8 protein-coding genes are annotated in these 12640 nt (G+C 40.8%); all 8 read left to right on the plus strand.

Going from position 1 to position 12640, the window contains the following annotated elements:
* Positions 1-379 precede the first annotated feature (379 nt).
* The 8 genes from NPA36_RS06145 (at position 380) to NPA36_RS06175 (ending at position 12545) form a co-directional block, all read left to right on the plus strand.
* A complete protein-coding gene (locus NPA36_RS06145; RefSeq protein ID WP_256945244.1) occupies positions 380-5503 on the plus strand; it encodes a Cna B-type domain-containing protein in 5124 nt (1707 codons plus the stop codon).
* A gap of 234 nt (positions 5504-5737) precedes the next feature.
* Positions 5738-6244 (plus strand): QueT transporter family protein, encoded by a 507-nt coding sequence (locus NPA36_RS06150; RefSeq protein ID WP_256945245.1) that lies wholly within the window; start codon positions 5738-5740, stop codon positions 6242-6244.
* 530 nt (positions 6245-6774) lie between these two features.
* Complete coding sequence (gene metG / locus NPA36_RS06155) at positions 6775-8802, plus strand: methionine--tRNA ligase (protein ID WP_256945246.1); 2028 nt, start codon at positions 6775-6777, stop codon at positions 8800-8802.
* A 165-nt stretch (positions 8803-8967) separates the two neighbouring features.
* Entirely contained in the window at positions 8968-9744 is a 777-nt protein-coding gene (locus tag NPA36_RS06160; protein ID WP_256945247.1) for a TatD family hydrolase, read from the plus strand.
* Positions 9741-10328, plus strand: a complete 588-nt coding sequence (rnmV, locus tag NPA36_RS06165; RefSeq protein ID WP_256945248.1) for a ribonuclease M5 — start codon at positions 9741-9743, stop codon at positions 10326-10328. Before NPA36_RS06160 ends, rnmV begins: the two co-directional genes overlap by 4 nt.
* On the plus strand, positions 10329-11219 hold the full coding sequence (rsmA, locus tag NPA36_RS06170) for a 16S rRNA (adenine(1518)-N(6)/adenine(1519)-N(6))-dimethyltransferase RsmA (protein WP_256945249.1): 891 nt from the start codon (positions 10329-10331) through the stop codon (positions 11217-11219).
* Between the two features lie 414 nt (positions 11220-11633).
* A complete protein-coding gene (locus NPA36_RS10275) occupies positions 11634-11816 on the plus strand; it encodes a winged helix-turn-helix transcriptional regulator (RefSeq protein ID WP_407932791.1) in 183 nt (60 codons plus the stop codon).
* A gap of 189 nt (positions 11817-12005) precedes the next feature.
* On the plus strand, positions 12006-12545 hold the full coding sequence (locus NPA36_RS06175; RefSeq protein ID WP_256945250.1) for a DUF1697 domain-containing protein: 540 nt from the start codon (positions 12006-12008) through the stop codon (positions 12543-12545).
* The last annotated feature ends 95 nt before the right edge of the window (positions 12546-12640 follow it).

A 12640-nucleotide genomic window follows, 5' to 3' on the forward strand; every position in this document is an offset into this window, starting at 1 on the left:
CTAGAGGCTGTAGAGGTAATTTTATTTTATAAGGCAACTTTCTTAAGGCCTCTTACAAACTTGATTCCGTTATAAAGCTAACGCCTACAATAATTTTTTGGCTAATATACAAGTAATTAAGTAGCCAATAACTACAAAATGCACTATCGAAAGTGACCTTATGGGCTTGCGGTAGTGCATTTTTTATTTAGTTAGTCAGGATTGGAAATTTGTCTTATTAATGACATAAAGTGTGACATGTGACAAAAATATGGGTTTGGGCTGAAATATTTCTAAGAATAAGGCATATTTGATATAGTATAGGTATAAGCATCTATATTGATGCGTAATACAAACGTATTATGGAGATTTTTATAACAAAAAGAAAGGGGATCAGAATATGGGTAGGAAATGGTGGAATAAATTAGGAGTACTTTTGACAATTGCTTTGATGACAACTAATACAATGTTGCCAGCAAGTTCCGTATTTGCAAATGATTCTATCGATTCATCAAGTGTCGTTACGCCTTCTAACACAGAATTGACCAGTGAGATTCAAACAGAAAGCAGCAATAGTTCGACTCAAAATTCTCTCAATGTAACCGATCAAAATGTATCTGAGAAAGAAAGTTCAATAACAACAGAGGAGCAGGCACAAGCACCTCCTGTCACCCCTGCTTCAGAGCAAGCAGCAAGTAGTTCAATTGATTCAAGGACACGTGTTGTTGAGACCGAAACAACCGTTACAAGTGAGACTAGTGCTCCATCGGCGTCTAGTCCAACGGAAGAAAAGAAGGTTGAAAAAGCTAGTCTTCTACGAGCGGGCGAACCCGTTCAATATACAGACCTAATTACTAGTCTAGCCATTAAAAGTGCTTCAAATGACCAAGATATCACAGCATCTACGACAGGTTCCTTTTTTAGGTTATTAGGACACTATGACGCATCTAAATATGGTGACGCCTTAAAAGAAGGAGATTTTTTTGAAGTCAAGATTCCAGCAGAGATTGAATTAACAGCAACCACTAAACCAGTAGTCAACCCGGACAATCCGAATGAAACATTTGGAACCATGACAGTAGTTCCAGACGCTAGTGGCAAGGGTGGAATACTAAGAATTGTCTTCAATAAAACGGTTGAAGGGCGTTTAAATGTTAAAGGGCTATTTAACATTCAAGCTACTCTCGACTTGACTAGTGTAAATGTTGGCGAAACAGCTACGATTAAAATTGAGGACTTTGAATTCAAGATTCTAAGAAACGCTGTTACTAGTGACCAAATTGTTGAAAATGAACTCCTCTATAAAAATGGTGGTAGTCTTCCTACAAAACCATATATGTTTTACAACCTACGTATTAATAGAATGGCTAGAAACTTGACGGGACCTGTGGTTATCTCTGATGAGATTGACACCAGTAAGACTTTAGTGCAATACATCCCTGACTCGTTCATCTTACGGGAAGTAAAGTTTGATAGTCCAGATTCAGCAAACATAACCAGCTATAAAGACTTAGGTAGGGTTGATTTGTCTGATAAGTTAGTGATTGCACAAGATGGTATGTCCTTTAAGATAACTTTAACGAATGTTGGAACGAAATCCTATATTTTAGATTATCACACGACGACAACAGGTGATAATACCGAAGTAAGAAATACAGTAAGAATTTCTGAAAATAATATCGATTTAATTCCTTTCACCAAAATTGGAAATACCATAGTTACAAGAAACTACCATAGTATTTCGAGGAATGCGGTTCAATTAGAGGGCGCTACTGGCCAAGGTGATTTGGCAGGTAAAATCCGTGTCACAAAACTGGATGACTTAAACAAATCAATTCCTATCGAAGGGGTTAAATTCACGGTTACAAGCCAAACAGATCCAACAATTACGCACACTATCGTAACAGACGCACAAGGCTATGCTATTACACCAGCTTTACCAAATGGAAAATATATTTTAAAAGAAGTAGAGACCAAATCATGGTACATCCTTGACGGAACAGAACATGTTTTGACAGTTGACTCAGCAAAACCGACCTTAATTAATGTCTTCAACAAACGGGTTGAAACGTCTTATGAGACTAAAAAAGTTTGGAATGGTGGACAAGAGCAAGATCGTCCAACGGTTTACTTCCAACTAATGAGCAAAGAAAAAGGTTCTACTGCTAATCCAACGCCAGTAGCAAACCAACGTCAAGAAGTAGCTAAAACGAACGCTACCTATACCTTCAATAATCTTCCAAAATATACAGCTCAAGGAATTGAGATTGATTACAGTGTGATCGAAGTGGATGCGGATGGCAATAATCTAGTAGGAACGACTTACGATAATTATGCCGTTACAGAAGGTAAAGACTCATATGGAGCGATTATTACAAACACCTTCGTATCACCAAAAACAGACTTCACCGTTGAAAAAGTTTGGACGGGTGGGCCTGAAACTAGACCAGAAATCCAAGTTCAACTCTTTAGAAACGGGCAAGCATTCGGTAACCCAGTAAGCATGCCGAACGGAACAACAAGTTACACATGGACAGATTTAGACGCTCAAGATGTTGATGGCGTCCCATATGTTTACACTGTCGATGAAGTAGCTGTACCTGAAAATTATACTAAAGTCGTCAAAGACCGCACCATTACCAATACCTATGTATCACCAAAAACAGAGTATACAGGTAAGAAAAATTGGGTGGGTGGACCGGTAGCTAAACCAGATATTCAGCTCCAACTCTTCAGAGATGGCGTCGCTTTAGGTGCCCCAGTAACGCTACCAAATGGCACTCTTGAATATACTTGGACCAATCTAGATAAAACGGATGCCAACGGGAAAGACTATGTCTACACGGTTGATGAAGTGGCTGTACCAAGTGACTATACAAAAACTATCAATGGCAATACCGTTGTCAACAAATACGTTAGTCCAAAAACTGAAGTGACTGTGACCAAGATGTGGGTGGGCGGACCAGCAACGAAGCCAGAGATTCAAGTTCAACTCTTTAGGGATGGACAAGCTTTTGGTAACCCAGTAACTTTGCCAAGTGGAACTACAAGTTATACCTGGACCGATTTAGATCAAAATGACAAAGATGGTAAAGCCTATGTTTATACCGTCGATGAGGTGGCAACACCAAGTAATTACGTGAAAAGAAATGATGGAAATACTATCACAAACATCTATGTACCGGGCGTTGTCAGTTTTACCGTGACGAAGAAATGGGTAGGGGGAGATAGCAAAAACCGTCCAGATGTTAAATTCCAACTCTTACAAGACGGAAAAGTCTTTGGCGACCCACTAACTTTAGCTGCAGGAAATACTACACTTTCATGGAATAGCTTGCCAGCAACCTCTATCGATGGCAAGGCCTACACCTATTCTGTACAAGAGTTACCAACTGCCAATTATCAAAGTGAGGCCAAAGATGTAACAGCAACCTCAGCAACCTTTACCAACAAATATGTGTCACCAAAAACCGACTACACCATCAACAAAGTTTGGGTAGGTGGACCAAGTGACAAACCTGAGATTCAAGTTCAACTCTTCAGAGATGGGGTAGCTCTTGGTAATCCAGTAAGTCTAGCAAATGGCACCACAACTTATACGTGGACTGATTTGGATGAGACGGACACAGACGGTAAGACTTATGTTTATACTGCTGATGAGGTAGCTGTGCCAGAAAACTACACCAAGGCTGTGCAAGGAGATACTATCACTAACACCTATGTATCTGCGAAAACTGAAGTCACAGTGACAAAAACATGGGTAGGTGGCCCAGCAGACAAACCAGAGATTCAAGTCCAACTCTTTAGAGATGGCGTAGCTTTGGGTGACCTAGTCACATTACCAAACGGCACCACCAACCATACGTGGACCGATTTAGATGTAACAGATGCTGATGGGAAAGTTTATGTCTACACCGTAGATGAAGTAGCTGTTCCAGAAAACTACACCAAAACTTTAGAAAAAAATACCATCACCAACACCTATGTATCACCAAAAACTGAAGTTACAGTTGATAAAACATGGGTAGGTGGCCCAGCAGACAAACCAGAAATTCAAGTTCAGCTTCTTAGAGATGGCGTAGCTTTGGGTGATCCAGTCACAATACCAAACGGCACCACCAACCATACGTGGACCGATTTAGATGTAACAGATGCTAATGGGAAAGTCTATGTCTACACCGTAGATGAAGTAGCTGTTCCAGAAAACTACACCAAGACAGTAGAAGGAACAACTATTACCAACAAATATGTGTCGCCGAAAACAGAAGTGACTGTTAAGAAGGTATGGGTGAATGGCCCAGCTGAAAAACCAGAGATCCAAGTCCAACTCTTTAGAAATGGAGTAGCCTTAGGTGCCCCTGTAAGCCTACCAAATGGTACAACAAATCATACGTGGACCGATTTAGACGTAACGGACGCGGATGGAAAAACCTATGAATATACTGTTGATGAAGTGGCAACACCAGCCAACTATGTGAAGACGCTAGAAGGCAATACTATCACCAACACCTATACACCAGGCGTTGTTAGCTTCACGGTAACGAAAGAATGGGTAGGCGGTGATGCAACTAACCGTCCAGAAGCCAAATTCCAACTTCTACAAGATGGAAAAGTTTTTGGAGACCCACTAATTTTAACTGCAGGCAACACAACTCTATCATGGAATAGCTTGCCAGCAACTTCTATTGAAGGCAAAGTTTATACCTATACCGTTCAAGAGTTACCTCTGCTTAACTACCAAAGTGAAGCTAAAGACTTAACTGCGACAACAGTGACATTCACCAACAAGTATGAATCCCCAAAAACCGAAGTGACCATGACAAAGGTATGGGTAGATGGACCAGAAGAAAAACCAGAAATTCAAGTCCAACTCTTCAGAAATGGAGAAGCCTTTGGAGACCCAGTAACACTAGCCAACGGTACTACAAGTCATACATGGAAAGACTTAGATGCAACAGATGCTGCAGGTGAGGTATATGACTATACCGTGGATGAAGTAAAAGTGCCGGAAAACTACACCAAGACAGTAGAAGGAACAACCATTACTAACAAGTACGTGTCACCGAAAACGTCCGTTAGCATGACAAAAGTGTGGGTAAATGGTCCGGACAATAAACCAGAAATCCAAGTTCAACTCTTCAGAAATGGAGAAGCATTAGGAGACCCAGTAACACTTGAAAATGGTACTCTAAGTCACACATGGACAGATTTAGATGTGACAGATGCTGCAGGTAAGGCATATGACTATACTGTGGATGAAGTAAAAGTGCCAACTGGATATGTAAAAACTATATCTGGAATGACAATCACCAATACTTGGCAAGAAATTAAGCCGAAACCAGATGATAATAATATTCCTAGCAAACCAGTACCCCCAGTTAAACCAGGTGTCAAACCAACACCGACAACTAATAAACCTATTCTTCCGAAAACTGGAACGGAATCAACGCTTCTATACACATTAGTAGCATTAGCTTTCGTATCACTTGGTGGAATCTCTTTAAAAAAAGCACAAAAGAAATAGACAAATGAACTAAACTAAATCAAACAGAGTCACCTTTAACTGAGTAAGAGCAGTTAGAGGTGGCTCTTTTGGTCGAAATTTGAAAAACAATTTTCATTTCTATTATTCAAGATCCAGTTGTTCGTACCATAAGCTACCTTGTCTAGCCAACCTCATCATGATATACTAATGCAGTTGCAAAGCAACGCGTGGTTCGTCTACCATCCCACGCAGTCAAAAAACTAGGAGGAAATTATGAAAGCAAATCAAACAAAGGTACTAATCGTTAATGCGATTATTGCCGCACTTTATGTTGTCATCACGACAGTTTTTGCATTTATGTCATTCGGGAGCATCCAATTCCGTATTGCTGAAATGTTAAATCACTTAATTGTTTTTGACAAAAAATATTTTTATGGTATCGTGGGTGGGGTTATCTTAGCCAATACCATCTTCATGTCGACATCAGGACTTGGTTGGTACGACTTAGTTTTTGGGTTAGGACATACCGTTTCTTCTCTATTAATCGGATTCGTAGTCTTCCGCTATCTAAAAACAGATACTCAAAAGATGATTGCCTTAGCCATTATTTTTTCAGTTATGATTTTCTTAGTTGCCATCGAACTCTTAATCGTACTTGAACTACCATTTTGGCTCAGCTACGCCCAAACCTTCACCGGCGAAATTGTAGTCATGCTAGTAGGGATTCCCGTTATGCAGCAACTGAACAAAGTGATTAACTTCAAGAAACAAATGAATTAAATACTGTAAAATGAAGTTAGGATATAAAAATTGCGTAATATAGGGGCTGGGCAAAAAGTCCAAATGGTAACCAAATAAAAGAGTTCCCCAGAAATTTATCCTTATAGAACGGTGTAAAGCATAGCTGACGCACAGTGGATGTTTCGGCTTCAGCCGATTTACAGCCACGTAGACAGCTAAGCCGGTGAGACCAAGGCTTTCGGCGGTGCCACCGTTCCTATTTCGGATAAATTTCTGGGGAACTTTTTTATGATTTAGAAAATTTTTTATTTTATTACAGACTTTTTGCCCAGCTCCCATTCGGAATATAAAAAGTACTTTAGCAATTCAGAAGGTATAGCTTTACGAATCATAATGAACTCAATATACTGCGGAATCCAAGTGGTTTCGCAGTATTTTTATCATCTTTTCCAATCAAAAGCCCCACCAATGTGATATACTATTACAGAAGCAAAACTTAGGCTAGAACCTTATCTAGCTCATAAAGTAAACTTAGTCATACTAAGGAAAATCTAAGGAGGCACTCATTCGTGACTGAACAGAAGACATTTTATTTAACAACACCGATTTACTATCCTAGTGGCAATTTGCATATTGGGCATGCCTACACAAATGTGGCCAGTGATGCCATGGTTCGCTACAAGAGATTACAAGGCTTTGATACCTATTTTTTAACCGGAACCGATGAACATGGGCAAAAAATTCAACAAGCGGCAGAAAAAGCTGGAGTGAGCGAGATAGAGTTTTTGGACGGTATCATCAATAACATCCAAGCACTATGGAAACGTTTGGATATTTCCTATGATGACTTTATCCGTACGACTGAAGACCGCCACAAGACAGCAGTCCAAAAAATCTTCCAACAACTAGAAGAGCAAGGAGACATCTATCTTGGTGAGTATGAGGGCTGGTATTCGGTTTCTGACGAAGAGTATTTCACTGAATCACAATTGAGTGAGGTCTACCGTGATGAAAACGGCAAAATGATTGGTGGGGTGGCACCAAGTGGTCACGAGGTGGAACTGGTTAAGGAAGAATCCTACTTTTTCCGTATGAGCAAATACGCTGATCGCTTGCTTGAATACTATGAAGAAAACCCAAGCTTTATCCAACCGGAGTCTCGCAAAAACGAGATGATTAATAACTTTATCAAGCCAGGCTTAGAAGATTTGGCTGTATCAAGAACCTCATTTACTTGGGGTATCCCTGTGTCAAATGACCCTAAACATGTGGTTTATGTTTGGATTGATGCCCTTTCCAATTATATTACGGCACTGGGTTACGGGACGGATGATGACCATCTTTACCAAAAATATTGGCCGGCAGACGTTCATGTGATTGGTAAGGAGATTGTTCGTTTCCATACCATTTACTGGCCGGTTATGTTGATGGCGCTAGGGCTTCCATTACCTAAAAAAGTTTACGCTCACGGTTGGCTTTTGATGAAAGATGGCAAGATGTCCAAGTCCAAGGGAAATGTGGTTTACCCAGATGTTCTCATCGACCGCTATGGCGTAGATGCCGTTCGTTACTACCTCCTAAGAGAAGTGCCTTTCGGAGCAGATGGCACCTTCACACCGGAGTCTTTTGTTGAAAGAATTAACTTCGATTTGGCAAATGACCTAGGCAACCTCCTCAATCGTACGGTTGCCATGATTAATAAATATTTCGCAGGGCAAATCCCTGCATACACGCCGCCAGTTAGTCAAGCAGACCATGAACTAGTGGCGACTGCGACAGAGATGATTGCGGAAGTGGAAGAGGCTATGGACAATATGCAATTTTCACTAGCCTTAACCAGCATCTGGAAATTGATTTCTCGTACCAATAAATATATTGATGAAACAACTCCTTGGGCAGCAGTTAAGGATGAGAATCGTCAAGAAGAGTTAGCCCGTACTATGAATTATTTGGTGGAAAGTTTACGCATCATTGCGGTTATGCTTCAACCGTTCTTGACTGAAACACCAAAAGCTATTTTCCAACAGCTCAATATTCAAGACGACAAGCTAGTTGATTTCCCATCAGCCCACCATTTTGGCATTATTCCAAGTGGTACAAAGGTTGTTGAAAAGGGGCAACCAATTTTTCCTCGTCTAGATTTGGAAGTTGAGGCAGCCTATATTCAAGAGCAAATGAAGGGGACGGCCAAGGTAGCAGAGGAGGAAGTGCCTGTGGAAGAAAAACAATGGAATCCTGAAGAAACTGTTTTGGTTTCTGAAAAGGACAAAGAGATTAAATATGATGACTTTGATAAAGTAGAGTTGAAAGTTGCTCAGGTCATCTCCTGTGGTAAGGTTGAAGGAGCCGATAAATTGTTGCAGTTCCGCTTAGATGCTGGTGACCAAGATCATCGTCAAATCTTATCCGGTATTGCCGAATGGTATCCGGATCCAGAATTTTTCGTGGGTAAAAAGGTGGTTATCGTAGCCAACCTCAAACCAAGAAAAATGCGTGGTCAAATCAGCCAAGGAATGATTCTGTCAGCTGAAAAAGATGGCAAACTACAAGTTATTTTAGCACCACAAGAAGCAGAGAATGGGTCAGTAGTGGCCTAATGATTGTGGCCTAAAATTAGTAGCCTAAAACTAGTAGTTTAGTATAGAAGAATTAAAAAAGAAGTAGCTCAGCTCAAGACTGGTCTGCTTCTTTTGACCATTTGTCGTATGGTGGCTAATTTTAAAAAGTAAGAGACACAGTTAACCAAGAAAGGTCTTTTTAGCATGAAAATATTTGATACCCATACCCATTTAAACGTGGAGCAATTCTCTCAGGATTTAGATCAAGTCATTCAGCGGGCTCACCAGTTGGAAGTTAGTGACTTTGCCGTAGTGGGCTTTGACCAAAAAACGATTGAAAAAGCTCTGCAACTGAGCCAAGATTACCCGGAAATTTATGCCATCATCGGTTGGCACCCCACGGAAGCTGCTAACTATACTAAGGCAATTGAAGACCAGCTCATCAAGGATTTAACGCTGCCAAAAGTCGTAGCCATGGGGGAAATGGGGTTGGACTACTATTGGGATACCGCGACTCCGCAAGAACAAGAACGTGTTTTTCGCCGGCAAATTGCTATTGCTAGAGAGATGAAGTTGCCGATTTCCATACACAACCGTGATGCGACAGAGGATGTGTACCGGATTTTAAAGGATGAAAAAATATACGATATTGGCGGTATTATGCACAGTTATGGCGGTGACGTGGAATATATGAAGCGTTTCTTAGACTTGGGCATGCATATTTCTTTTAGTGGTGTGACGACTTTTAAAAAGTCTGAGCAAGTTCGCCAAGCTGCTAAAGAAGTTCCTAAAGACCGTTACTTAGTAGAAACGGACGCACCATATCTAGCGCCAGTTCCTTATCGTGGCAAACGCAACGAACCAGGATACACCCGTTATGTAGTTGAAACCATTGCTCAAGTTCGTCAAACAAGTCCAGAGCTGGTGGCACAAGAAACTTGGGACAATGCCGCTAGATTATTCAGATTGGAGACATCATGAAGGCACTAAAGGAAGTTATTGTGGTAGAAGGCAGGGATGATACCCGCCGTTTGCGAGAGGTTTTTGGAGAGGTGGATACCATTGAAACCAATGGCTCCGAGATTAATCAAGAGACCCTTGCGCTAATTGCTAAAGCCCATGCCTTACGTGGAGTCATTGTCTTGACCGACCCAGATTTTCCGGGTGAAAAGATTCGTACCACTATCCAACAGGCAGTCCCCGGTGTCAAGCATGCCTTTATCACCAAGAAGAATGCAGTTGGCAAGCGCAAAGGGTCAAGTCTAGGCGTAGAACACGCTAGTCCAGAAACCCTAAGGCAAGCTCTGGAAATGGCGCACCAAAGCCTAGAAGAGCCATCTATTGAGAGCTCACAAATAAGTCGAAGTTTACTGATGGACTTAGGCTTAACTGGTGGGGCGGGCTCTGCTACATTACGGCAAGAAGTAACCGAATATTTAGCGATTGGTTATACTAATGGCAAGCAGTTGCTCAATCGACTACATTTATTTGCCATTTCCGAAGAAGAGCTGCGAGCGGCAGTTGACCGAGTTAAACAGATATCACCAAGAAGAGGAGAAGGCTAAATGGCTTTTGAAGAAAAAGATATTGCTACGCCAAGTCGAACTAAAGAAATTATGGCACGACATGGGTTGGAAGTGAAAAAAAGTTTGGGGCAGAACTTTTTGGTCGACAGCAACATATTAACCCGTATGTTAGATGAAGCTGGCGTTTCTAAGGAAACCAATGTGATTGAGATTGGCCCTGGTATTGGGGCTTTGACGGAACGTTTGGCGCGAGCAGCAAAAAAAGTCGTGGCCTTTGAGATTGACCAACGACTATTGCCTGTTTTGGATGAAACTTTGGCTCCTTATGACAATGTCAACGTGATTCATGCGGACATTTTAGAGGTCAATCTGGCAGAAACCTTGTCGCAAGAGTTTGATTTGAGTGAGCCTTTATTAGTGGTGGCGAATTTGCCATACTATATCACAACACCTATTATCATGAATTTGCTGGAGTCGGGCCTTCCTATCGATGGGTTTGCCATGATGATGCAAAAAGAAGTGGCTCAACGTATGACCGCCCAACCGGGGACCAAGGCGTACGGCTCTCTAACCGTGGCCATCCAGTACTGGTGTCAGGCTCGTATTGGCTTTATTGTGCCTAGAACAGTCTTTAATCCGCCACCAAATATCGACTCGGCTATCCTAATTTTGACCAAACGTGAGAAGCCAGTTGTAGCAGTGGACGATCAAGATTTTTTCTTTGCACTGGTACGTCACAGCTTCACTCAAAGAAGAAAAACTTTATGGAATAACCTCAGTAAAGCCTATGTCAATGAGTCAGTCACCAAAGCAGATCTAGAAAAACTCCTAGCTCAAGTACAAATCGATCCATCACGAAGAGCGGAAACATTGACTATAGAAGAGTTTGCTAACTTGGCAAATGCTTTTTATGGTGCTGGGATACGGTAGATGGTTTGGTGACGGAGCTGGGCAAAAAGTCCTTAAAGAATAAAGTCTATTTCTAAATCACAAAAGAGTTCCCGAGCAAAGAAGCAGAAATCAGAACGGTGGCACCGCCGTGAGCCTTGGTCTCACGACTTAGCTGTCTACGTGACTGTAAATCGGCTAAAGCCGAAACAGTCACTGTGCGTCAGCTATGCTCATTCACCGTTATTTCTGCTTCTTTGCTCGGGAACTCTTTTGTAGTGCTATCTACGGACTTTTTGCCCAGCTTCATTGGTTTTGAAGGGAAATTTTCTAACTAAGTGGTAGTCTATAGACGATACCAAAATTTTTACATAAAATAGCCAACTAAGTCAACCATTCAAGAATTTGGTCATTGGCAGCGTAGCCACTGCCAGCTTCACAATGCAAATCAGTTGAATGCTCTTTTTTATTAAAGATAATCAATTTTTTATTGGTTGCAGGAATGAGTCTACATTTGCGGAATTGGAGCGAACTATTGAAGGTATTTCGAGAAAAGTATTAGCAGAAAATTTGAAATCCTTAGTCAAAATGGGGATACTAAACAAAAAAAGGCATCCCATCGACTGGGTATCCGGTTGAGTATTCACTCTCTAACTTAGGTCTGTCTCTGCTTTCGGTCTTTTATGACTTGAAAAAATGGATAATAGAGAATGAAGAAGTGTTAATAAAAAATCTAGAAGCTAAGCAGTGACTTAATTGGTATAATGTGAGCACAAGTAAGAGATTATAAAAATGAATCATCAAAATATCCTTTTGAGAGGTGGTCACATGAAATACATCTTATTATTGCGCGGTGTAAATGTAGGTGGAAAAAACAAGGTTTCTATGACGGAATTAAAAGAACTAATGGCGAAGGCGGGCTTTTTGGACCTGTCATCCTATATAAATAGTGGAAACATCTTCTTTACCAGCCAGGATACTTATGAGCTTTGTTGCGAAAAAATCGTGGACATATTGGAAGAAAATTATGATTTTCCAATTTTATTTGCATTAATTAGCAAAGAAGACTATTTGCAAGACAGAGAAAAGCTACCAGATTGGTGGCAAGAAGATTTAGCGCGAAAGGATGTTTTATTTTTCTCACAGCAACTTGAAAAAGTAAACGTTTTAGATTTCTTAGCGAAGATGGATTTTTATAATGAGATCGTTCATGTTGGGGACATTGCCATTTATTGGGGGAAATATGATGAAACAGAATTCCTCAAGACAAGCTATCACAAAAAGTTGCTCAAACAAGATTTTTATAAACAAATCACCATACGAAATGGCAATACTTTTGAAAAGATTGCCGAGCTTTTGGTAGATTAGAAGAGTAGATAGGCTATGAAGTAGTGTTGAAAAAATGTTTGGTTGAGAGAAGTTGTCCGTATTACAATAAAACAAAAGACTTCTCGAGACAAATA

This window comes from Granulicatella seriolae, from assembly GCF_024543085.1.
Taxonomy (GTDB): Bacteria; Bacillota; Bacilli; order Lactobacillales; family Aerococcaceae; genus Granulicatella; species Granulicatella seriolae.